General features: G+C 63.8%; 21 protein-coding genes and 1 pseudogene. 20 read left to right on the plus strand and 2 right to left on the minus strand.

The window, feature by feature from the left end:
• The 18 genes from infC to F4Z81_03545 form a co-directional block, all read left to right on the plus strand.
• Positions 1 to 314, plus strand: a 314-nt coding sequence (infC, locus tag F4Z81_03460) for a translation initiation factor IF-3 (protein MXW04109.1), incomplete at its 5' end; no start/stop codon positions are given.
• Positions 315 to 330: 16 nt separating this feature from the next.
• The gene (gene rpmI / locus F4Z81_03465; GenBank protein MXW04110.1) at positions 331 to 525 is read left to right on the plus strand and encodes a 50S ribosomal protein L35; all 195 of its coding nucleotides are present in this window, start codon (positions 331 to 333) and stop codon (positions 523 to 525) included.
• A 61-nt stretch (positions 526 to 586) separates the two neighbouring features.
• Positions 587 to 943 carry a 50S ribosomal protein L20 gene (rplT, locus tag F4Z81_03470; GenBank protein MXW04111.1) on the plus strand — a complete coding sequence of 119 codons (357 nt, stop codon included), beginning with the start codon at positions 587 to 589 and terminating at the stop codon, positions 941 to 943.
• Between the two features lie 45 nt (positions 944 to 988).
• The gene (pheS, locus tag F4Z81_03475; GenBank protein MXW04112.1) at positions 989 to 1,999 is read left to right on the plus strand and encodes a phenylalanine--tRNA ligase subunit alpha; all 1,011 of its coding nucleotides are present in this window, start codon (positions 989 to 991) and stop codon (positions 1,997 to 1,999) included.
• 74 nt (positions 2,000 to 2,073) lie between these two features.
• Positions 2,074 to 4,494: a phenylalanine--tRNA ligase subunit beta gene (locus tag F4Z81_03480; GenBank protein ID MXW04113.1), complete on the plus strand. Its 2,421-nt coding sequence runs from the start codon at positions 2,074 to 2,076 to the stop codon at positions 4,492 to 4,494.
• A gap of 42 nt (positions 4,495 to 4,536) precedes the next feature.
• Positions 4,537 to 4,800, plus strand: a complete 264-nt coding sequence (gene zapB / locus F4Z81_03485; GenBank protein ID MXW04114.1) for a cell division protein ZapB — start codon at positions 4,537 to 4,539, stop codon at positions 4,798 to 4,800.
• A 94-nt stretch (positions 4,801 to 4,894) separates the two neighbouring features.
• Entirely contained in the window at positions 4,895 to 5,245 is a 351-nt protein-coding gene (locus F4Z81_03490) for a cell division protein ZapA (GenBank protein ID MXW04115.1), read from the plus strand.
• Between the two features lie 53 nt (positions 5,246 to 5,298).
• On the plus strand, positions 5,299 to 6,855 hold the full coding sequence (gene rny, locus F4Z81_03495; protein MXW04116.1) for a ribonuclease Y: 1,557 nt from the start codon (positions 5,299 to 5,301) through the stop codon (positions 6,853 to 6,855).
• Positions 6,856 to 6,895: 40 nt separating this feature from the next.
• Positions 6,896 to 8,200, plus strand: coding sequence for an exodeoxyribonuclease VII large subunit (gene xseA, locus F4Z81_03500; protein ID MXW04117.1), 1,305 nt, complete (start codon positions 6,896 to 6,898; stop codon positions 8,198 to 8,200).
• Between the two features lie 17 nt (positions 8,201 to 8,217).
• Positions 8,218 to 8,484, plus strand: a complete 267-nt coding sequence (xseB, locus tag F4Z81_03505; protein ID MXW04118.1) for an exodeoxyribonuclease VII small subunit — start codon at positions 8,218 to 8,220, stop codon at positions 8,482 to 8,484.
• Between the two features lie 16 nt (positions 8,485 to 8,500).
• Positions 8,501 to 9,610, plus strand: a complete 1,110-nt coding sequence (locus tag F4Z81_03510) for a polyprenyl synthetase family protein (protein MXW04119.1) — start codon at positions 8,501 to 8,503, stop codon at positions 9,608 to 9,610.
• Complete coding sequence (locus F4Z81_03515; protein ID MXW04120.1) at positions 9,610 to 10,470, plus strand: NAD(+) kinase; 861 nt, start codon at positions 9,610 to 9,612, stop codon at positions 10,468 to 10,470. The genes F4Z81_03510 and F4Z81_03515 overlap by 1 nt, the downstream gene beginning before the upstream one ends.
• A gap of 32 nt (positions 10,471 to 10,502) precedes the next feature.
• Entirely contained in the window at positions 10,503 to 12,212 is a 1,710-nt protein-coding gene (recN, locus tag F4Z81_03520; GenBank protein MXW04121.1) for a DNA repair protein RecN, read from the plus strand.
• A gap of 28 nt (positions 12,213 to 12,240) precedes the next feature.
• Complete coding sequence (locus F4Z81_03525; GenBank protein MXW04122.1) at positions 12,241 to 12,801, plus strand: CDP-alcohol phosphatidyltransferase family protein; 561 nt, start codon at positions 12,241 to 12,243, stop codon at positions 12,799 to 12,801.
• Positions 12,798 to 13,742 (plus strand): hypothetical protein, encoded by a 945-nt coding sequence (locus tag F4Z81_03530; GenBank protein MXW04123.1) that lies wholly within the window; start codon positions 12,798 to 12,800, stop codon positions 13,740 to 13,742. The genes F4Z81_03525 and F4Z81_03530 overlap by 4 nt, the downstream gene beginning before the upstream one ends.
• Positions 13,743 to 13,758: 16 nt before the next feature.
• On the plus strand, positions 13,759 to 14,154 hold the full coding sequence (locus tag F4Z81_03535; GenBank protein MXW04124.1) for a PqqD family protein: 396 nt from the start codon (positions 13,759 to 13,761) through the stop codon (positions 14,152 to 14,154).
• Positions 14,151 to 14,813 carry an FtsX-like permease family protein gene (locus tag F4Z81_03540; GenBank protein MXW04125.1) on the plus strand — a complete coding sequence of 221 codons (663 nt, stop codon included), beginning with the start codon at positions 14,151 to 14,153 and terminating at the stop codon, positions 14,811 to 14,813. Before F4Z81_03535 ends, F4Z81_03540 begins: the two co-directional genes overlap by 4 nt.
• 94 nt (positions 14,814 to 14,907) lie before the next feature.
• The gene (locus F4Z81_03545; protein MXW04126.1) at positions 14,908 to 15,660 is read left to right on the plus strand and encodes an ABC transporter ATP-binding protein; all 753 of its coding nucleotides are present in this window, start codon (positions 14,908 to 14,910) and stop codon (positions 15,658 to 15,660) included.
• Positions 15,661 to 15,727: 67 nt separating this feature from the next.
• On the opposite strand, the gene secA is transcribed toward F4Z81_03545, so the two are convergent.
• Positions 15,728 to 18,745 carry a preprotein translocase subunit SecA gene (secA, locus tag F4Z81_03550; GenBank protein MXW04127.1) on the minus strand — a complete coding sequence of 1,006 codons (3,018 nt, stop codon included), beginning with the start codon at positions 18,743 to 18,745 and terminating at the stop codon, positions 15,728 to 15,730.
• Between the two features lie 212 nt (positions 18,746 to 18,957).
• Positions 18,958 to 19,758 (minus strand): RNA polymerase sigma factor RpoD/SigA, encoded by an 801-nt coding sequence (locus F4Z81_03555; GenBank protein MXW04128.1) that lies wholly within the window; start codon positions 19,756 to 19,758, stop codon positions 18,958 to 18,960.
• A 573-nt stretch (positions 19,759 to 20,331) separates the two neighbouring features.
• On the opposite strand from F4Z81_03555, the pseudogene purL reads away from it, so the two are divergent.
• Positions 20,332 to 23,246 (plus strand): annotated as a pseudogene (purL, locus tag F4Z81_03560) (phosphoribosylformylglycinamidine synthase subunit PurL).
• Between the two features lie 36 nt (positions 23,247 to 23,282).
• Positions 23,283 to 23,917 (plus strand): phosphoribosylformylglycinamidine synthase subunit PurQ (locus tag F4Z81_03565; GenBank protein MXW04129.1); only part of this gene is annotated, 635 nt, incomplete at its 3' end.

Genomic DNA, 23,917 nt, shown 5'->3' on the forward strand with positions numbered 1-23,917 from the left:
AGTACGAGCAGAGCAAGCGGGTAAAGGAATCGCGCAAGAAGCAGCACGTGACGCAACTGAAGGAGATCCGCTTCAAGACGCCCAAGATCAGCGAACACGACCTGGAGTACCGGGCCGAGCAGGCCCGCGATTTCCTGAAGCACGGGAACAAGGTCAAGGTGTCCGTGCGGTTCTGGGGACGTGAAATGACCCACGTGGAACTGGGCCAGCGGAAACTGGAGCACATGGCGCAGATACTGGAAGACGTGGGTACCATCGAACAGCGGCCAAGACTGGAGGGCCGCAGCATGTCGCTGGTCCTCATGCCCAGGTAGATACCAGGAGTAGATCATGCCTAAAATCAAGACGTTGAAAGCCGCGGCGAAACGCTTCAAGAAGGTCGCCTCCGGCAAGTTCAAACGCAGCCATTCCCACGCGACCCATAATAAGTTGTCCAAGAACGGCAAGCGCACGAGAAGCCTTCGTGGCACCGCCATGGCGAGCAAGGCCGACACGCCGCGCCTCAAACGGATGATGCCGAACTAATAGTCATGGTGTGCCTGACCGCACAGCCTGGGACGCCGAACTAATTTAAGGAACAGCAAACATGCCACGTGCCACGAACGCCACCGCCTCGCACAGGCGGCGCAAGAAAACCATCAAGCTGGCCAGGGGATACTGGGGCCGCCGCAACCGGCTTTACCGGACCGCCCGCGAAGCCGTCAACCGCGGCTGGGCCTACGCGTACCGCGACCGCCGCCGGCGCCGTCGCGATTTCCGCCGTCTGTGGATCACCCGGATCAACGCGGCGGCAAGGCTCAACGGCCTGACGTACGGTCAACTCATACACGGCATGAAGTTGGCCCGGATCGAAATCGACCGGAAACTCCTTGCCGAACTCGCCGTCAACGATCCGCCCGCCTTCGCCGTGGTGGCAGACGCAGCCAAAGCGCAGGTCTCCTGACGCTAGACCACCGTAGACCGCTGAAGGACCGGGACCGGACCATCCATGGTACAGGAAGCAGAAGCGATTGAAGCCCGGGCGCTGGAGGAAATCTCCCGCGCCGTCGACCCGTCGGACCTGGAAGATATCCGCATCAGGTACATGGGGAAGAACGGCGACCTGACCCGCGTCCTGCGGTCCGTGGGCAAGGCGGAACCCCGGGACCGCCCCCGCATCGGCCAACGGGTCAACCAGGCCAAGAAGACCATCGGCGAAGCCCTGGAAGCGCGCAGGGCGGCGTGCGAAGCGGGTGGGGAAACCGCGGCCGGCGCCCTGGACGTCACGCTGCCGGGACGCCCCCCGCCCCTGGGAAGCAAGCATCCCCTGACCCTGATCCGTGAGGAAGTCACCGAGATCTTCCGGGACATGGGTTTCTCGGTGGTGGACGGTCCCGAGGTGGAGTGGGACTACTACAACTTCGAAGCGCTGAACATCCCGCGCGACCACCCGGCCCGGGATACCCAGGACACCTTCTACCTCGGCAGCGACATCGTGCTGCGGACCCATACCTCGCCGGTGCAGGTCCGGGTCATGGAACACCAGAAGCCCCCGGTGCGGGTGATCGTGCCGGGACGCACCTACCGCCACGAGAACCCCGACGCCACCCACGCCTTCACTTTCCACCAGTGCGAGGGCCTGTACGTGGACAAAGGGGTCACGATGGCGCAGCTCAAGGGCGACATGACCTACTTCGCCCAGCGGCTCTTTGGCGGGAAGGTCAAGGTCCGTTTCCTCCCCGATTTCTTCCCCTTCACCGAACCCAGCGTACAGTACGACTTCTCCTGTGTCGCGTGCGGCGGCAAAGGTTGCCGGATCTGCAAGCACTCGGGTTGGCTGGAGATCTCCGGTGCCGGCATGGTCGACCCGGCGGTCTTCGGATTCGTGGACTACGATCCGGAAGTATACACCGGCTACGCCTTCGGCATGGGGCTGGACCGCCTCGCCATGTTCAAGTACGGGATCGACAGCATCCACATGTTCCTGGAGAACGACCTGCGCCAGCTCGAAGGAAACTGAGCGCGGTTCGTCCGTGAGTGCGCCGGACGTCCGGGCAAGGAGCCAGGTGTCACCGGCAAGGAGCCAAGCGTCTCATGGTGATTAAAGTCCCCCTTTCGTGGCTGCAGGCGTACTGCGACATCCCGTGGTCCGTCGAAGAACTGGTGGACCGGCTGGTCATGTCCGGCCTGGAAGTCGACGGCGTCGATACGGTCGGCAGTGACTTCGAGGGGTTCGTCGTGGGACACGTGGAGCGTGTGGATCGCCATCCCAACGCCGACCGGCTTTCCCTCTGCACCGTGGACGTGGGGGGCGAGTCCCTGCAGGTCATCTGCGGGGCGCCGAACGTGGCCGCCGGCCAGAAGGTGCCGGTCGCGCGGGTCGGCGCGGTGCTGCCCGGCGGCATGGAGATCCGGAAAGCGAAGATCCGCGGGGTGGAGTCCTTCGGGATGATCTGCTCCGAGGCCGAACTGAACCTGTCCGACGACCACGAAGGCATCATGGTGCTCGATGCCGGCGTCGAACCCGGACAGCCCCTGAAGGACATCGTGGGCGGACCGGAAACGGTGCTGAGCATCGACGTGGGAACCAACCGCCCCGACTGCCTCTCCCTGGTCGGCGTGGCCCGGGAGATCACCGCCCTGTCCGGCGGCGAACTGCGCCTGCCGTCCGGCGGCGTCGATGAAGCGGGTTCTCCCGTCGATACCCTGGCCAGCGTCCGCGTCGACGCCCCCGATGACTGCCCCCGGTTCGTGGGGCGCGTGATCACCGGCGTCCGGATCGGGCCTTCGCCGGACTGGCTGAAGAGCCGGATCGAAGCCGCCGGGATCCGGTCCATCAGCAACGTGGTCGACGTGACGAACTACGTCATGCTTGAAATGGGACAGCCGCTGCACGCCTACGACCTGGACCGGCTGGCGGGACGGGGCATCGTGGTCCGCCGCGCCGGGGAAAAGGAGGCCTTCACCACCCTGGACGGGGTGGACCGTACCCTCGACGGCGAGGTGCTGATGATCGCCGACCACGAAACGGGCATCGGCGTCGGCGGCGTGATGGGCGGACTGGATACCGAGATCACCCCGGAAACCGACAGAGTCTTCCTGGAAGGCGCCTGTTTCGACGCGGTGCGGGTGCGGCGGGGTTCGAAGGCGCTGCAGTTGCAGACGGACGCGTCGCGCCGGTTCGAACGGGGCATGGACCCGGAACTGCAGGGCGAGGCCGTGGGCAGGGCTGCGGGACTGATCGCCGAGGTGTCCGGGGGCGTGGTGGCGGAAGGCATGATCGACGTCCGGACCCCGGCCGGACCCGATCCGGCGATCCGGTTGCGCACGAGCCGCGTAAACGGGTTGCTGGGCACTGGCCTGGACCGCGACGAGATCGCTGCGTTGCTGCGCCGGCTGCGGTTCGACGTGCGGACCGACGGCGCGGATCTCGAGGTCGGCGTGCCGTCGTTCAGGCGGGACGTGGTTCGCGAAGTGGATCTGATCGAGGAGGTCGCCCGCCTCTATGGTTACGACAAGATCGAACCGGTGGCTTCGGCGCCGCCCCGCGACGATTCGGCCGAAGCCCGGGAACGGGAGGAAGCCCGCCGCGGCAAGCAGGACGACCAGCGGCGCCTGCGCGACGCGATGGCCGGGTTCGGTTTCACGGAGGTGGTCACCCACAGTCTCCTGCACCCGGACCTGAACCGGCTCATCGATCCAGACCGTCCCAGCGTCATAATCGACAATCCCCTGAGTCCTGAACTCTCCGCCATGCGCACGAGCCTGGCGGCCTCGGTGCTGGGCGTCGTGCGCTGGAACGCCAATCGCAAGGTACGGGACATCCGAATATTCGAGGCCGGGCGCGTTTTCTGGGCGAATGAAGAAGGCCTTCCCGACGAACCCGAGCACCTCTGTTTCGCCGTCATGGGGCACCGCCACAGCCCGCACTGGGACGGCCCTCCGGGGGCCTTCGATTTCTTCGATTTGAAGGGTCTGGCGGAGGCGCTGCTCGGCCGGTTAGGACTTGACAGGGTCGAAACCGTCCCGTATGATAAGATCGATCCTCTATTCGATGAGGACCGGACCGGCGAACTGCTCGCGGACGGGGTGCGGACCGGCCGTTTCGGCGCGGTGTCGCACCGGGTTCTCGACCATTACGAGATCCGGGAACCCGTATGGATGGGGGTGATCGACTGCGGCGTCCTCTTCGGTCAGGCGTCCGATCGAAGGACCTATCGTGCGCCGCCCAAGTACCCCGCGGTCGAGAGAGACCTGGCTATTGTCGTGCCCGAAGAGGTTACTCATCGGGACATACTGAATGAAATCCGCGCGTGTAGCGGCGACCTCCTGGAATCGGTCGAACTGTTCGACGTGTACCGGGGAACGCAGATCGCGGCCCAAAGCAAGAGCATGGCGTACGCCATGCGGTTCAGGTCCGGAGAACGGACGCTGACGGACGCTGAAGTCACGCGGCTTCAAGACAAGGTGCTGCGGCGCCTGGTGAGCCGGTACAGGGCGGAACTTCGCTCCTAGCGTCGTCGAGGCGCGCTGGAATACACTTTTGCGGAGGGATTCATGCAAGAACAATCCATAGAGCTGTTGCTGGGCCGGATCGAATCGATGATCGACATGATCCAGCGCCTGAAGGACGAAAACGCGGATCTGCGCGGCCGGAACCAGAACCTCGAGACGCAGGTCCAGGAACTGCAGCAGCGGCAGGAGCAGTCGGCTACCTCGAAAGAAGAACTGGAACAGGAAAACCAGACGTTGCGCGTCAAGCAGGACGACATCAAGGCCCGTATAGACACGATGCTGTCGCGCCTGGACGTCATCGAGTAAGATCAGTCCGGAGCAGTTCCTGTTGTGTCCGCCGCCGTTCGCCTTGCGTCCGGCATGCGTTTCCAGGCCGGTTGCTCACCGGGATGGACCCATTATGGATGACGAGAAAGTCACCGTACGCGTCAACATCTGCGGGACCGAATATCCGATCCAGGCGGAAGAGGAAGCCGAGTACATCCAGCGGATCGCCGCCTACGTGGACGAGCGCATGCGCGAGGTACCCGTCAGCGTGACCATGCAGTCCCTCACCAGCGTGGCGGTCCTCACGGCGATCAGGATCGCCGACGAACTGCACAAGGAACGTGAAAAACAGCAGAACCAGGTCGAATCGGAGTCCATGCATCACGATCGGATCGCGGAACTGATCCGGCGCATGGACGAGTTGATGGAGCACCAGGTTCCTGAACAGGATGAAGAGAAGGAAGACCATGACCGATCTTGTTGAGGAACGGACCATGTCCGGAACAACCGTAATAACTGAAGAAGGTGGTTGCCACTATGCTTGTGACGATCAGTCTCTACGCAGGCACCGCCCTGATCATGTTTCTCTTCGGATGGTTCATTCGAAAGCGTGTCGAAAAACGTAAGACGGACAGTATGGAGCGCTTGGCAGAGAGCATCCTCGCAGAGGCGGTGGAAGAAGCTGAAACGATAAAGAACACGGCCAGGATCGAAATGGAGGAGGAATCCTACCAGTCCAAGGCAAAATTCGAGCGAGAAAGCAACCAGACCCGCCAGGACTTCCAGCGCGTCGAAAAACGGATCTCGATCAGGGAGCAGAACCTGGAGCGCAAGGCCGACTACGTGGCCAAGCGCGAAAAAGGCATTCAGAAGCAATTCCAGTCGCTGCAGGAGCGGGACGAGAAACTGGTGGAATCCGAAGAGCGGCTGGATCAGCTGATCAAGCGGCAGACCGAACAACTCGAGCAATCCGCCGGCATGACGACGGAGGAGGCGAGAAAGGCGCTGCTCAGCAACATCGACGCCCGGATACGCGCCGAAGCCGGCCAGCAAGCCCGCAGCATCATCGAAGAAGCCCGCCAGAACGCGGAGGTCGAAGCCCGGGAAATCATCACGCACGCGATGCAGAAGTACACGCTGGATCACGTGACGGAAACGACGACGTCGGTCATATCCCTGCCCGATAACGAAATGAAGGGACGCATCATCGGGCGCGACGGACGCAACATCCAGGCGTTCGAAATGTCGACGGGGATCGACGTCATAGTCGACGACACCCCCAATGCCGTCGTCCTATCCGGGTTCAACCCCATGCGCCGCGAAATCGCCAAGCTCTCCATGGAGAAGCTCATCCAGGACGGGAGAATCCATCCTGGATTCATCGAGCAGGTCGTCTCCAAGACCCAGGAAGAAATCAGCGATCTGATCCAGGATACGGGCGACCAGGTGCTCTTCGACCTGGGCATTACCGGTGTCCGTCCCGAGCTGGCCATGCTGCTCGGGCAACTGAAGTACCGGATGACCGGCGGTCAGAACGCGTTGCATCACTGCCGCGAAGTGGCCGAGCTGGCGGGAATCATGGCGCAGGAACTGGACCTGGACGTGACCCTGGCCAGGCGCTGCGGACTGCTGCACGACATCGGCAAGGCCGTGGAAGGCGGCCCGGAAGGCGCGCACGGAGAACTGGGGAGATCGGTTGCCGAGAAGTACGGAGAACCGTCCGAAGTGCTGGAATGCATTGACGCCATCCACGGAAACCCGGAAGAGACCACCCCCATGGCCGTCGTGGTCAGAACCGCCGACGCCCTCTCCATGTCCAGGCCCGGCGCGCTCAGGGAACCGCTGGAAAAGTACGTCCGCCGGCTCCGGGAGATGGAACGGCTGGTGAGCTCCTTCGACGGCGTATCCAGAGCCTTCGTCATGAAGGCGGGAAAAGAAGTGCGGGTCATGATCGATCACGAGGAAGTCGACGACCTCCGCGCGGTCCAGCTCGCCACGGAAATTGCCCGCAAGATCCAGGCCCGGATGGAATACTCGGGCCAGATCAAGGTGACGGTCATCCGGCAGACCCGGGCGGTCGAAATCGCCAGGTAGGGGTGTTGCCGGAACAGGCGAGGGAGGAAGGCCAGGCTTGGTGAACGAGGACGACAACAGCGTATTGACCGTAACCGAACTGACCGCGGGGATCAAGTCGCTCCTCGAAGAATCGTTTCCCTACGTGTCGGTATCCGGTGAAATCTCCAACTACAAGCGGCACTCGTCCGGTCATGCCTACTTCTCGCTGAAGGACGACCGCAGCCAGTTGCGTTGCGTCATGTGGCGGTCGGCGAACCGCAAACTGACCTTCGAACCCGAAGACGGCATGGAGGTCCTGGCGCGGGGCGCCCTTTCCGTCTACGACGTGCAGGGACAGTACCAGCTCGTCGCCCAGCAATTGAAGCCCGTGGGCGCGGGCGCGCTCCAGGCGGCCTTCGAGCGGTTGAAGGCCAAGCTCGAGAAAGAAGGCCTGTTCCGCGAGGAACACAAGCAGGCGCTGCCTTCCTTCCCGGAGCGGGTGGGCGTGGTCACCTCCGCGTCCGGCGCCGCGATCCGGGACATCATTCAAGTCCTGCGCCGGCGCGCGCCGTGGGTCTCGATCATTCTCCGGCCGGCACCCGTGCAGGGCGAAGGCGCCGCGGCGGAAATCGCGGCCGCCATCGAAGAGTTGAACGACTACGGCGCGGTGGACGTGCTGATCGTCGGCCGGGGAGGCGGATCGGTGGAGGACCTGTGGGCGTTCAACGAAGAGGCGGTGGTCCGGGCGGTCTTCCAGTCCCGGATCCCGGTGGTCTCCGCCGTGGGACACGAAACGGACTACACGCTGACCGACTTCGCGGCCGATCTCCGGGCGCCCACGCCGTCGGGCGCGGCTGAAATCGTCGTCCGCGATCTGCGGGAATTGAAGGACCGGTCGGAGGCCGTGTTGAGACGGCTTTGCGGAAGCATGACGGGGTACCTGGACCGGTCCCGTCAGCGCGTTGTCACGGCACTGACCAGTTACGGACTCAGGCGGCCCGTCGACCAGATCGGCCAGTACGCCCAGTTTACCGATGAACTGACCCGCCGCCTGGCCGACCGGTGCTTCCACGACCACGAAACACGCGTCCAGCTGGTCGGCGGACTGGCCGGACGGCTCCAGGCCCTCAGCCCGCTCTCCGTCCTGGAACGCGGATACGCCGTGTGCCAGCGCGCGTCGGACGGGCGCATCGTCCGCGACGCGGATGAACTCAGCGTCGACGACCGCGTGAACGTACGCCTGCGCAAGGGCGAAGCGTTCTGCCGGGTCGAGCACCTCCATGACGGGGCGGAACCGACTGAGGCCGCCCGGGGGAAACGGCGCGAGGAAGCTCCGGCCACATTCGGCCTGTTCGATGATTCGAATACCACCGAAACTGCCTGACCGACGGGATACCGAGGATGAACGATAAGGAAAAACCTACTTTCGAGGAGGCGCTGAAGCGCCTCGAGCACATCGTCGAACGCATGGAACAGGGCGATCTCCCGCTGGATGAATCACTCGCCCTCTTCCAGGAGGGCATCGAGCTTTCCCGGATCTGCACCCGGCAGCTGAACGCGGCGGACGAACACGTGCGCAAGCTGGTGCGCGTGGAGAACGGCCGGTTCGTCATCGAGCCCTTCGAACCGGAATCGCCGCCCAGCCAGGGCAACGACCTGCAGTTCTAGATTCCGAACCAGATGAATGGCGTCGTATATGACCGATACCCCGGGGAAGCAGGACTTCCTCGACGCGCTGGCCATACGCAAGGAATGGGTGCGCGAGTACCTGGAGGCTGACCGCCGTAAAGTCCTGTTCGTCCCGGAGGACATACACGACGGGGTGTTCAGCTACCTGAAGGCGTCCGGCAAGGTGCTTCGTCCCTGCGTGCTCTACTTCTCCTGCGGCGCCGTGGGCGGCCGGGAGCGGTCCGCAACACCCGCGGCGGTCGCGGTGGAACTGTTCCATACCTGGACCATCGTGCATGACGACATCATGGACCGGGACGCGCTGCGGCGCGGCACGCCCACCGTCCACGAGGAGTTCCGGCGGCGGGCACTGGCCGGCGGGGCTTTCGACGAAAGGGAAGCCGCCCACTACGGCCTGTCCATCGGGATCATGACCGGCGAGGTCCAGCACGGGTGGGCTACCGGACTCCTGACCGAACTGTACGACGCGGACGCGGACAACGACGAGGTGGTGATCGAACTCATCCGCTACCTGGAGACGGAAGTTCTCCTGGCCCTCGTCGGCGGACAGGCGCTGGACATTCAGTACGCCAAGGCGCCCATGGACAGCCTGGACGAAGCGGCCGTGATCGACATGTTCTGGCGAAAAACCGGCGCGCTCTATGCCTTCGCGGGCGCGGCCGGCGCGATGATCGGCCTGAATACGCCGGATCGGAACCACCCCATGGTGCGGGCGATTTCATCGTTCACCGGCGAGTGCGGCGTGGCCTTCCAGCTGCAGGACGACATCCTGGGCCTGACGGCCGACGAGGCCACGCTGGGGAAACCGGTGTGCTCCGACCTCCGGGAAGGCAAGCGCACGCTGCTGCTCGTCCACACCTACCACAAGGCTTCGCCCGCCGAGCGGCGGTTTCTGCTCGACGTCGTCGGAAAACCGGGGGCTACTGACGAGCAGATCGCGGAAGTCCGCGATCTCATCCTGGCCCACGGCGGTCTCGACCACGCCCGGACGCTCATGGAACGCCGCGTGGCCGATGCCATTCGAAATCTCGACGCGATTCCCGACTCTTCTTATAAGGGGTACCTGGTCAACTGGGCGGAGTACCTGATCGGAAGGACCTTCTGATGCATCGCGTGGGCATCATCGCCAATCCGGCACGGCCCGTGGTCGCCGGACTGATACCGGAACTCGTTCGGCTGATAACGTCGCGGTCCGGTAAGCCGACGCTCGCGGCCGACCTGGCGGCCACGGCCGGCGAGGCAGTAGCCCGCAGGGAGTGCGTGGTCGTGGATTCGGACGAACGCGCGGTGGAAGACGTCGACTGGGTCATCGCCATCGGGGGGGACGGCACGCTGCTCAAGACCGCGCGCCTGGTGGGCGCTTCCGGCACCCCCATTCTCGGCATCAATTCCGGAAAGCTCGGATTCATGATGCAGACGACGCCCGGCGATCTCGACGACGCCCTCGAACGCGTCTTCGACGGACGGTACACGCTGGACAAGCGACTGGTCCTGCAGGGACGGATCGCGAACAGCGCGTTTTCGGCGCTGAACGATATCGTAATCGACAAGGGCGCGATCTGCCGGGTCATCGAACTGGGCATCTATATCAATGACGAATACGTCAACGATGTCATGGCCGACGGTCTGATCGTGTCGACCCCGACCGGTTCCACGGCCTATTCGCTGGCGGCGGGAGGCCCGATTCTGGCGCCCGACATGGAAGCGATCGTCGTGTCGCCCATTTGTCCCCATACGCTTTCCAACCGCGCCATGGTGCTCGCCGCGCGGGACCGCATCCGGATCGAAGTCCGGGCGGACCATCCCGATCTCCTGCTCACCGTGGACGGCCAGGAGAACGTGGTGATCCAGCCAGGCAGCACGGTCGAGCTTTACCGGGCGGACCACACCATACACCTGATCCGGTTCACGGACCGTTCCTTTTACGATGTCCTGCGCACGAAGCTGAAATGGGGGGAACGCTGAACAACCCGGTCCAGCCGTTCATGTTGTAGCCTATGCTCGCGAACCTGAGGGTCACAAACTACGCGCTCCTGGACAAGGTGGACATCGAGTTCACCCCCGGACTGAACGTGCTTACGGGTGAAACCGGCTCCGGGAAGTCCATCCTGATCGGCGCGCTGGGACTCATTCTCGGCGGCCGGGCCGCGTCGGACACCATACGGGGTGGTGCGAAGTCCGCGATCGTCGAGGGGCTGTTCGAAGGAGAGCGCGACCCGCAACTGCGGGACCTGCTGTCTGAGATCGGCGTGGACCCGGAGGAGGATGGGCTGATCATCCGGCGGGAGGTCAGCCGCGACGGGCGCAACCGGTGCACGATCAACGGCAGCCTGGTCACCGTTTCCGTCCTCAGGAGACTGGGCGTCCTGTTGGTCGACCTGCACGGACAGCACGATCACCAGACGCTGCTGAACCCGCGGACGCACCGGGACTTCCTGGACGGTTTCGAGGACGTGCGAACGCCGAAGCAGCACGTCGCCGAAGCCTACCGCCGGTTCACCGAACGGTCGGAGGCCCTGCGGCTGTTGGAGGAGGAACTCGCCGCCACCCGGGAACGGGAGGAACTCTACCGCTTCCAGCTCGACGAGCTCGAACAGGCGGACCTTTCGCCGGGGGAGGACGAGGAACTGGAGAGGGAGCGGGCCGTCCTGGAGCACGCGGAACAGTTGATCCGGGTCGCTTCCGAGGCTTCCGAGGCGCTCTCCGAGGGCGATGGAGCGTTCGTCGACGGTCTGGTCCGCGTCATCCGCGCGTTGGAGGAAGCGGAGCGCATCGACCCCTCGCTCGGCGAGGCCCTCGAAAGCGTGCGCACCGCGCGCTACCAACTCGACGACTGCACCGATTTCCTGCGGCGCTACCGCGACCGCGTCGAATACGACCCGGCGCGCCTGGAAGAGGTGCTGGACAGGCTGGATCTCATCGGGCGGCTCAAGCGGAAGTACGGCGCCACGCTCGAGGAGGTCGCGGCCCACCGCGCACGGATCGCCGGAGAACTGGAACGGATGGACACGGCCGACGAACGCCGGAACCGACTGAGCGAGGAAGTGGAAGCGGCCCGGCGTGACCTTGCCGAAAGAGCGAAGGCCCTGTCGGACCGGCGCAGACTGGTTGCCCACAAGCTGGAAGGCAGGGTCGTGGCGGAACTGGCGGAACTGGGCATGGGGAAGACGGGCTTCCAGGTCGGGATCACGTGGCAGGAGTCCGATGACGGCCCGCTGCGGATCGACGGACGCGGTTTCCGCGTGGACGCCCACGGGATGGACCGGATAGAATTCCTGATATCGCCCAATGCCGGAGAGGACCTGAAGCCGCTGGCGAGCATCGCATCCGGCGGCGAGATCTCCCGCATCATGCTGGCGCTGAAGGTGATCCTGGCCGAATCCGACCGCATGCCGACGCTGATATTCGACGAACTGGACATCGGGATCGGAGGCCGCATCGCCGAATCGGTCGGTCATCGACTGAAGCTGCTTTCCAGGGACCACCAGGTGCTGTGCATCACCCATCTTCACCAGGTGGCCTGCTGGGGCCGTACGCATTTCACCGTGCAAAAGCAATCGGCCCGCGGCAGGTCGATCACGCTGGTCGATCACCTGGACGAGGACGGACGGGTCAGGGAAATCGCGCGCATGCTGGCCGGGGAGACGGTGGACGCCATGGCCCTTTCCCACGCCCGCGAGATGCTGCGTCGCACGGCGGTCGTGTGAACCAATTGATCCCGCGAAGGACGGCGGCATGAGTCCGGATTCCGAAGGGAACGGAAGCACGGGACGGTTCTGGACACCGCCCAATATCCTGTCCCTTTCGCGCATCGCCGCCGTTCCGTTCATCTACTGGAGTTTCGCCGGGGATGCGCGCCTGGCCCTGTACGTACTCGTCGGGTGCGCCTTTCTGACGGACGCGGCCGACGGTTACCTGGCGCGCCGCTTCCGCTGGGCATCCCGATGGGGGCTGGTACTCGACCCGCTGGCCGATAAGGTCCTGGTCGGCAGCCTGTCGGTCTTTCTGGTCCTGTTCCGGGAATTCCCGCTCTGGGCGGCCGCGCTGATCATCGCTCGCGACCTGTCCATTCTGATTGCGGGCGCGTACCTGTATCTCAAGCCCGGGAACGTGGTCCTGCCGGCCGACCGGGTCGGCAAGCTGACCACCCTGGCCATGGGCGTCGCGCTGGCCCTCTACGTGGTGGAGTGGCAGCCGTACGGAACGTGGGCTCTCTGGGCGGCCCTCTGCTGCGTGGTCGGATCGGGCCTGCACTACATCCTGGAATTCGCGCGGCGGGAAAGAACGGTCACATGAATCGCGGGGCATCGAAATGGGCGGTCACCGGTTGGCATCACCTGTCGTTCGAGCGGCCCGAAGACTGGAGCATCGGCGCGGTATCGGGCGATTTTACGACGGGCTATCTGCGGCTCGACGACACGGAGATGCCCCGTTTCGAGCTGAGATGGGAGCGCACGCGCGGTCGGGAAGCGCCCGATCAGGTGGTCGCGAGGTATCTCAAGAACCTCACCGGAAAGGGCGGGAAGAAGGCGCCGCCCGTCAAGATCCGGCGCGACCTGGCGCTCATCAAGGACGAATCCGTACTGGCGGAACGGACGGTGGAGGGGTTTCACTGGCGGACGGAAGGACCCGAGCCCCTGCAGGCCTACGGCTGCCTGTGGATGTGCGAAACCTGCGGCCGCACGGTCTTCGCCCAGGTCCTCGGACGGGGGGGAGAGTCCATGATGACCCGGGCCTCGAGACTGCTGAGCACCCTGGACGACCATGCGCGCGGCGACACCGCCACCTGGGCCGTGTACGGGCTGCGCATCGAGCTGCCGTCCGACTGCGTCCTGAAGCAACACTCCTTCATGACGGGCCGTATCGAGTTGACTTTCCAGCGCGGCGGCGCCAGATTGGAACTGATACGGATGAGCCTTGCCGAAATGCACCTGGAGGGCCGGACGTTCCCGGACTGGTTCCAGGACACCTATAGCAGCGAAATCGACGTCTGGATCGACGATGCCGGTTCCACGGGCGGACATCCGTCCATCGGCGGGACGGGCCAGGGCGTGGATCCCGAGACGGTGCACAGCCGCATGGCGTGGCTGCCGTGGCGGCGACCGCGAAAAAAACCATTGAGTTGTCGCGGCTGGCATTGTATCGATGGCAATAGGATATACGTGCTGCGACACCTGGACGAATCGCACCGGCCCGAGTTTCTGGATGAAATAGCCGGTACGGTGGTCTGCCACTGATCTCGGGGTCGTAACCATGCAATTGTTTCGAAAGAAGCCGCCCCCGCTGCCCCGAAGGGAGTTGTTGCGCGCGAAGCCGGTTCGCAATGAGAAGCTGACCTGCGAGGAGAACTCCGACGGGGAGATCGTGCTGGGCATTCCGAGGCGCAAGACCTGGTGGATCAACACCATGTCCCGGATGTTCTACGTGCCGAGCCGGCGGACGGTGGTGCTGGACCGGATCGGTTCGTTCCTCTGGGGGTTGTGTGACGGGCAAAATACGGTAGACCACGTCATATCGACGATCCGGACCGAATACAAGCTGGAACGCAAGGAAGCGGAGGTCTCCACGCTGACGTACCTGAAACAACTCACGGAGAAGGGGTTGATCGGGCTGGCCGTGGCAAACAGAAAAGGAGATAGGAACGCATGACGACGGAATCGACCGCGACGGCCGGCACGACGGAGAAACAGATATCGCTGCCTCTGTCCAAGGCGATCGAAATCAGTTTCCGCAGCCTGAGGATCCGGTTCTGGCGGTCGCTGATCACGATCGGAGGCATCTTCTTCGGCATCGCCTTTCTCATGTCCATCCTGACCAGCGCCTCCATCAATGAAGCGCTCGTGGAAGGCGGTTCCCCCCAGGTCCGGGCATTGCTGGAACAGAAGGGCGCGGACGGCGATTCTGCGACGCAGCAGGTATGGCTTGTTTCCCTCTCTCTGCTCGTGTGCGTCGTCGGCATCACCAACGCCATGCTGATGTCAGTGACCGAAAGGTACCGTGAAATCGGAACCATGAAGTGCCTGGGGGCCCTGGACAAGTTCATCATTCAACTTTTCGTGCTGGAGTCCACCTTCCAGGGACTGGTCGGATCGGTAGGCGGGGTCATCATGGGCTGCCTGTTCATGCTGATCTCGATGATGACCTCTTATGGATGGGATCCCCTGGTGCTGTTTCCGGTACTGGAGGTGGCCCAGAGCGGCCTGTATTCGCTGGGAGCCGGACTGGGGCTCGCCATCATCGGCGCGCTGTACCCCGCGTACCGGGCATCCCAGATGCCGCCGGCCGACGCCATGCGCACGGAAGTCTGACGAGGGCATACCACCGGAACAACTTGCTGGATGGAATCAAACCGGAAAGTCGACCTGAAAGGGGCGGGAAATGACTGAAGAGCAGACCGCGGTAATGGACGCGCCGGATACCGAAACCCAGAATATCGTGCGCACCCGCGGGGTCAAGCGGGTGTACCAGATGGGCAAGCTCTCCCTGGAGGCGCTCAAGGGCATCGACATGGAGGTCCAGCGCGGGGAGTACATCTCCATCATGGGCCCGTCGGGCTCGGGCAAGTCCACCCTGTTCAACATGATCGGCGCGCTGGACAAGCCCACGGAGGGCAAGGTCTATATCGACGAGGTCGACGTCGCCCAACTGGACGCCTACGAACTGGCCTGGCTGCGGTGCCGCAAGATCGGCTACATCTTTCAGACCTTCAACCTGATCCCGGTCATGACCGCCCTGGAGAACGTCACCTTGCCGATGATTTTCGCCGGCCTGGCGACGGACGAGGCCATCGACAAAGGCGTCGATCTGCTGACGCTGGTGGGGCTCGGCGAACGGGTCCAGCACAAGCCGCTGGAACTGTCCGGCGGGCAGCAGCAGCGCGTCGCCGTGGCCCGCGCACTGGCCAACGATCCGGCCATCGTCCTCGCGGACGAGCCCACGGGCAACCTGGACCGGAAGACGGGACGGGAGATCATCGAGCTGTTGCGGGAACTGAACCAGGAAAAGCAGGTGACGATCATTTCGGCGACCCACGATCTGAAGATGCTGGACGTTTCAGACCGCATCCTGTGGGTGCAGGACGGCAGGATCACCAAGAATCAGCGGCGCGAGGAACTGGATCTGGACCTTGGCCAGATCGGCGCCGAAGAGGAATAACCCGGCATTTCCGCGAGCCGGACGCGCGAGCCGGACATAAAGTCGCCTCGACTCGGGTCCGCCGGTATCAGGCGACGCCCGCTCCGCAGCACTTCTTGTACTTCTTCCCACTGCCGCAGGGACAGGGCGCGTTGCGGCCGATTTTCTGTTCGACCCTGACCGGACGGGACGGGTCCCTGTCGGAGTGGCCGCCGCGCCGTCCGGCCTGCCTTGACCGACCGGACCGTCCGCGTTGCTGGACGCCGGCTTCCGCGTCGGGATCTTCCGTGGCCGTGCCGGCCATGCCGGCCATGGCCGGGGCTTCCTGGTGAATCGCCCGCATATTGGTCGGGGTTTCCTGGCGCGGCATGCGCGTTTCGGCCAGTTCGGCATTGAAGACGGTCTTGACGATCTCCTCGTCCAGCCGGTCCCACAACTCCTCGAACATGGCGTAGGCTTCCTTCTTGTACTGGATCAGGGGATCCAGTTGCCCGTACGCGCGCAGGCCGATGCCCTCCCGCATCCGGTCGATTTCGTACAGGTGCTCCTGCCAGGCGTTGTCGATGACGTGCAGGGTGGCGAAGCGCTCCAGGTCGCGCATCAGTTCCGGCGAAGGCGCCAGGGTCGTTTCCTTCCGCTCGTAGGATTCGAGCATCTTCTCGTTGGCCAGTTCAACCAGTGATTCCACGTTTAGATCCGCCATTTCCTCCTCGGCCACGGCCACGGCCACGTGGAAATTCCGGGCCAGGTCGCCGCTCAGCCCGTCCAGGTCCCAGTCCTCGGGATAGGTCTTGGGATCGGTGTATTCCGCCACCTTCCTTTCCGCCACGCCGCGGATCATCTCGACGACGTCTTCCCTGAGGTTCTTGCGCTCCAGGGCGAGCAGGCGGCGGTCGTACACGGCCTCGCGCTGCTGGTTCATGACGTTGTCGTATTCGAGCACGTGCTTCCGCATGTCGAAATGCTGGGCCTCCACCCGCTTCTGGGCCCGTTCGATGGATCGGGTCACCATGGAGTGCTCGATCACTTCTCCGTCCGGTATCTTCAGTCGGTCCATTACGGAGGCGATGCGCTCGGAGCCGAAGAGTCGCATCAGGTCGTCCTCGAGCGAGAGGTAGAACCGCGACGAACCCGGGTCCCCCTGGCGTCCGGAACGTCCGCGGAGCTGGCGGTCGATGCGCCGGGCTTCGTGGCGTTCGGTTCCGATGATGTGGAGGCCGCCGAGATCGACTACGCCGGTGCCGAGCTTGATGTCGGTGCCCCGGCCCGCCATGTTCGTAGCGATGGTCACCGAACCGGGCTGGCCCGCCTTCGCGATGATCTCGGATTCCTGCTGGTGGAACTTGGCGTTCAGCACGTTGTGCTTGATCCCCCGGCGCTTCAGCATGCGGCTCAGCGTTTCAGAGGCGTCGACGGAGGTGGTCCCGATCAGGATGGGCTGGCGCTTTTCGTTCAATTCCTCGATTTCATCGATGACGGCGTTATACTTCTCACGGCGGGTGCGGAAGACCACGTCGTCGTGGTCGGTGCGCCGGACCGGTTGATTGGTCGGGATCTCCACCACGTCCATCTTGTAGATCGCGAAGAATTCGCTCGCCTCCGTAACGGCCGTGCCGGTCATCCCCGCCAGCTTGTCGTACATGCGGAAGTAATTCTGTATGGTGATGGACGCGACCGTGCGCGTTTCCTGCTCGATCTTCACGCCTTCCTTGGCCTCGATGGCCTGGTGCAGGCCCTCGGCCAGCCGCCTGCCGTACATCAGCCGGCCCGTGAATGTGTCCACCAGGACGACCTTCCCGTTCTCGATGACGTAATCGATGTCTTTTTCGTAGATCGCGTAGGCCTGGAGCAGCTGGTGCATGTTATGGATGCGTTCGCTGCGTTCGGCGTAGAGTTTCTCCAGTTCGGCTTTCCGTTCGCCCTGCTGCTCCTCGCTCAGACTGGCGTCCGACTCGATTTCCACGATGCCTTCGCCGAGGTCGGGAATGATGAAGAGTTCCTGTTCGCCCGGCGAAAGGAGCTCCCGGCCCTTCTCGTTGATTTCGGTATGGCGGGTCTTCTCGTCGACCGTGAAGAAGAGCTCGTCGTCCAGCACCGGCATCTTCTTCTCCCGGATAAAGTCCCCCTCTACCTGCTGGATCAGCTTCTTGATGCCGGGTTCCTGCTGCAGCTTCAGGAGTTTCTTGTTCTTCGGCATGCCCCGCTGCGCCTGCAGCAGCTTGATCCCGGCGTCGTAGTCGTCCTCCTCGTTCTCCAGCATCGCTTCCGCCTCCGAAACGATCTTCGCCGCGAAACGGGTCTGGGCCCGTACGAGTTTCTGGACGTCCGGAAGGGATTCGGCGTACTTGCCGGTGTTCGACTCGCTCACCTGGCCCGCGATGATGAGGGGCGTGCGCGCTTCATCGATCAGGATGGAATCCACCTCGTCCACGATCGCGTAAGGGTGGCCCCGCTGCACGCGGTCCTCGATACGCCACTTCATGTTGTCCCGGAGGTAGTCGAAACCGAATTCGTTGGTGGTCCCGTAGGTCACGTCCGCCTGGTAGCCCGCTTTCTTCCGCTCCACGTCGGGATCGTTGTTCTGCAGGCACTCGACCGTGAGCCCGAGGAACTCGAAGACCGGTCCCATCCAGGCCCGGTCGCGCTTGGCGAGGAACTCGTTGTGCGTCACCAGGTGGGCGCCGCGTCCGGTCAGTCCGTTGAGATACATGGGGAAAAGGGCGACGAGCGTCTTGCCCTCTCCCGTTGCCATCTCGGCGATCTTGCCTTCGTGGAGCACGATCCCGCCGATGATCTGCACGTCGTAGGGCGTCATGTCCCACACCATGTCGCCCTGGCCGGGGACGAACCACGACCTGCCGATCATGCGCCTGCAGGCTTCCTTGACCAGGCCGAAGGCTTCGGGAAGGATGTCGTCCAGTTCCTCGCCGTCCTCCCACCGGGCCCGGAACTCCCGTGTTTTTTCAGGGAACTGGGCTTCGTCGAGCGCCTGGTATTCGTCGGCCCATTCATTGACGGCCTCGACGAGCGGTTCCATGCGCTTGACGTCCCGGTCGTGCTTGGTCCCGAAAGCGCTGGCGATCAGGTTCTTGATCGGGGTGATCATGGTCTTGAAATCCTTGGTTCGGCGTCCCGCCGGCACGCTATACCGGCCTGTACTCCAACCATGAAACTTAAGGGAGCGGCCGGATGGGGACAACTCTTTTCTTCGCACCGGAACGGTCGGTTCCGGGCTGCTGCCGCCCATGAAAAAACCCCGGCGGGCAGGCGTGCGCGCCGGGGTTGCGTGCGGTATTCAAGCGGCAGGACATGCCCCTGTCAGTCGTCGTCCCGGAGGTAGGGACTGAGCTTGCCGCTGCGGGTCGCGTGACGAAGACGCTGCAGCGCCCGTTCCTTGATCTGGCGGATCCGCTCCCGCGTCAGGCCGAAACGGATGCCGATCTCCTCGAGGGTGTGGGCCCTTTCCGAACCCACGCCGAAGTACAGGCGGATCACTTCCGCTTCGCGGGGCGGCAGGGTGTCCAGCACCTTGCCGACGTCCGACTTCAGGAACTGCAGCATGGTGCTCTCGTCCGGCGCCGTCTGCATTTCGTCGGGCAGGAGGTCGAGCAGGCTGCGGTCGTCGTCGTGATTGAAGGGTACGTCCAGGGAAATGCAGTGGCTGAACGAACTGAGGGCCTCGTTGATCTCTTCGACTGAAATATCCATTTCCTCGGCGATTTCATCGATATCGGGCTTGCGGCCGAGTTCGTGCTGCAAGTGCTTTGAGGTCTGCTTGATGCGGCGAAGTTCTTCGGAGCGGTTGACGGGGACGCGAACGGTCCTCGACTGGTTGGCTATGGACTGTATGATGGCCTGGCGTATCCACCAGACGGCATAGGAGATGAACTTGTAGCCCCTGGTTTCATCGAATTTCTTGGCGGCCCGCATGAGGCCCATGTTACCCTCGTTGATCATGTCCAGCAGGGGCAGGCCGTAGTTCTGGTACTGACGGGCCACGCTGACGACGAACCTGAGATTGGCCTTCACCAGCTTGTCCAGCGCATTCTGGTCGCCCTGCTTGATCAAACGGGCCAGCCGCACTTCCTCCTCGGCCGTGATCAAGGGATACTTGGACATTTCGGCCAGATAGCGGTAGAGCGCCTGTTCGTACCTGGCCCCGTTTCCATAGGATTCCTGGTATGATGTGCCGATCTTCCCTCACCTCCCCCTCGCGACATGCGCACTGCGCTTCTGTCCCGTCCGCTCCGGCCTATGCGGGCCCGTTACCCGTTACCCCGTGATCGATTGTGGTGTAAACGGTGTGCTGAACGATGCGTGCCATACAGGGTCCTGTAAAAGCTGTCCAGAATATGCGAGCGGCAAAGACGCCATCGTCAGACAGACGGAAAGGACATTCCGGCGGGTGCGCGTTCGAAATTGAAATTGCGTCGTTGCTTAAGCCAGTGGGAACCGGAAAGGACCGCCGTCGAATACGACCGCAATCCAACATGCACGGACCATGCGGACCATCGACAAGGACTGGCCCGGACGAACGGTCCCAGCGTAGATAAATTACACCGAAACGCCCGTCAAGTCAAGTGTTTTCCCTTTAAGATTGACAGGCGCAGGGCCGGTGGATAGATTGGGCACGCTCAAAACCGGACGCCGACCCACGAACGGAGAACCTTCCCGCGAAGGAAACCACAGCGGATGACCGCGGAATCGAAGACCCGGCGTATTGCCGTCGTGAACAGGAAAGACGTGGTGGACGCCGTAGGCGAAGGGCTCCGCGGCGATATCCTCGACCTGGGCATCGGGGGCGTCGAGGCCGTTCGGCACGTCCGGCTCTACGCGCTCCACGGCGCGCTGTCGGCCGCCGAACTGGACCGGATCACCACCGGTCTGCTTGCCGATCCGGTCACCCAGGAACATCTCGAAATCGCCGACACGGGCCTGCCGGTCGCTCCCGGAGAGTGGGGCGTGGAAGTGTGGTTCAGGTCCGGGGTAACCGACGCCGTGGGCGAAACGGCGCTGAAAGGCAGCCGCGACCTGGGCGTCGCGGGGATAGAATCGGTGGACACAGGGCGGGGCTACATCCTGGCGGGTCCGCTCATCCGGTCGCAGGTCGACACCATATGCCGTCGGCTGCTGGCCAACGACGTGATCGAAAGATACGCATGTTACGAAGGGGGCCAATGACCTTCGAGGCCGACCACACGGTCGAGACCTTCTCCCTGCTGAAGGCGACCGACGATGAAATGACGCGGCTGAGCCGGGACGGCATGCTGGCGCTCAACCTGGAGGAAATGCGGTCGATCCGGCGCCATTTCGATGCGCTTGGCCGCGACCCGACGGACGTCGAAATGGAGACGCTGGCCCAGACCTGGTCCGAGCACTGCAAGCACAAGGTCTTCAACGGGGTCATCGACTACGTATCGGGCCGTAAGAAGGAGCGCATCGACAACCTCTTCGCCCGCACTATCAGGAAGGCGACCGAAGACATCCGCCGGGCCCAGGGGCCGAACGACCGCTGTGTATCCGTGTTCGTCGACAACGCCGGGATCATCGAATTCGACGAAGACTATCATCTCGTCTTCAAGGTAGAAACGCATAACCATCCTTCGGCGCTGGATCCCTACGGCGGCGCCAACACGGGCATCGGCGGGGTCATTCGCGATCCGCTCGGGACGGGCCTGGGCGGCAAGCCCATATTCAACACGGACGTCTTCTGCTTCGCGCCGCCCGACTTCCCCTACGACGGTCTGCCGGAAGGCGTATTGCACCCGAAACGCGTCTTCAAGGGCGTCGTGGCCGGCGTCCGGGACTACGGCAACCGGATGGGCATACCGACCGTCAACGGGGCCATCCTGTTCGACGAGCGGTACCTGGGCAACCCGCTGGTATACTGCGGCACCGCGGCCATCATCCCGGTCGACCGGTGCGATAAATCCGCCGAACCGGGCGATCTCGTCGTCACCATCGGCGGGCGGACGGGTCGTGACGGGATCCACGGGGCCACGTTCTCATCCATCGAACTGACAGACGCTTCGGAATCCACCGCCACGCAGGCCGTTCAAATCGGAAATCCCATCGAGGAGAAGAAGATCCTCGACGTCCTGATGCAGGCGCGGGACCGCAGGCTCTACCGGAACATCACCGACTGCGGCGCCGGCGGTTTCTCATCGGCCATCGGCGAGATGGGAGAGGATACGGGCGCGGAAGTTCACCTGGAGAAGGCGCCCCTGAAATACGGCGGCCTGAAACCGTGGGAGATCTTTCTCTCGGAATCCCAGGAACGCATGATCCTGGCCGTTCCCCCCGAGCACATCGATGCCCTGCGCGACCTCTGCGCGAGCGAAGACGTCGAGGCCTCGGTGATCGGCAAATTCACCGGCGACCGGCGTCTCAGGGTCACCCATAAGCCCGATGCGGGAGAAAGCCGGATTACCGTCGCGGACCTGGACATGGAGTTCCTGCACAAGGGGGTGCCGCGCATCGTCCGGACGGCCCGGTGGGATCCACCGGACCATCCCGAGCCGCCCGCGGCCGGCCGTCCCGGTCCCGCGCAGAGCCTGGTCCGGCTGCTGTCATCCTGGAACGTGGCGAGCAAGGAGTGGGTCGTCCGCCAGTACGATCACGAGGTACAGGGCGGAAGCGTGCTGAAGCCGCTTCAGGGCGCCCGCAACGACGGCCCGGGCGACGCCGCCGTCGTGCGCCCCGTGCTCTCGTCGGACCGGGGCGTCATCGTCGCCAACGGCATCAACCCCTCCTATGGCGATGTAGACCCGTACTGGATGGCGGCATCCGCCATCGACGAGGCCCTCCGCCAGATTACCTGCGTCGGGGGCCGTATCGACCGGACCGCACTGCTGGACAACTTCTGCTGGGGCAATCCGGACAAGCCGGACCGCCTCGCCGCGCTGGTCCGCGCGGCCAAGGCCTGTTACGACGTCGCGGTAGCCTACGGCACGCCTTTCATCTCGGGGAAGGACAGCTTCTACAACGAGTTCTCCGACGGCGAAAGGACCATCGCCATCCCGCCCACGCTGCTCATCTCGGCCATCTGCGTGATGGACGACGTGCGCAAGGCGGTCAGCATGGACGTCAAGGCGCCTGGAAACAGCATCTTCGTCGTAGGACGCACGCGCGATGAACTGGGCGGTTCCCGGTACTACCGCATGCTCGGATTCGTCGGGCGGAACGTGCCGACCGTGGACGCCATTGCAGGGAGCGGGACCATGAACCGGTTGCACGAGGCCATTTCGCAAGGCATCGTGGCCGCCTGTCACGACTGCTCCGAGGGCGGCCTCGCCGTGGCCGCGGCGGAAATGGCCTTCGCGGGCGGATACGGCATGGCCCTGGACCTGGACGCCGTGCCTCGGGATCCGGAAGCGGACCGCGACGACACCGTCCTGTTTTCCGAATCGAACAGCCGCTTCGTGGTGGAGGTACCCGGGGGCCGGGAAGCCGACTTCGAAGCCCTGATGGAAGGAAGCCCGTTCGGCCGCGCAGGGACCGTGACCGGGGAGGACCGCTTTCTCGTGCGCGGACTGGGCGGCGATGAGATCGTATCTACGGAATTGTCCATATTGAAGGAAGCATGGCAGCGGCCGCTGCGGTGGTGACGCCGCGCGGGGGGCCATAACGATCCGGGAGCATCCATGTCCAAAGTCTCGGTCCTGATACTGCGCGCCGCGGGGATCAACTGCGACGAGGAAACGGCCCACGCCTTCCGCCTCGCCGGCGCGGAGCGGGTCGATCCCGTCCACATCAATGCCTTCATCCAGGGGCGCCGTCGCCTGTCCGAGTACGACGTGCTGGTCCTGTCCGGTGGGTTTTCCTACGGCGACGATCTCTCCGGCGGCAAAGTGCTCGCCAACGAGATGCAGTGCAAGCTGATGGAGGACGTGGAATCGTTCATCGGGGAAGGCAAACTCATCCTCGGCATCTGCAACGGATTCCAGGTGCTGGTCAAGATGGGGCTGCTGCCCCAGACGGAACCGGGCGCCAGGCGGCAGGAAGCGACGGTGTTCTACAACGACTCCGGCAAGTTCGAGTGCCGCTGGGTCTACCTGCGCAGGAACCCCGGCAGTCCCTGCGTCTTCACCCGGGACATGCCGGAAACCATCTACATACCGGTCGCGAACGGGGAAGGCAAGGTCATGCTGGCGTCGGAGGATGTTCGGGCGCGGCTGGGGCCGGCCGGTCACGTCGCGTTGCAGTACGTCAACCCGCCCTGGGTGGATGAAGGGGCGGCCGCGAGTGAGGTAACCGGGGCGGCCGCCGGGGGAACCGC

The organism is Gemmatimonadota bacterium (assembly GCA_009835325.1).
Taxonomy (GTDB): Bacteria; JAAXHH01; JAAXHH01; order JAAXHH01; family JAAXHH01; genus JAAXHH01.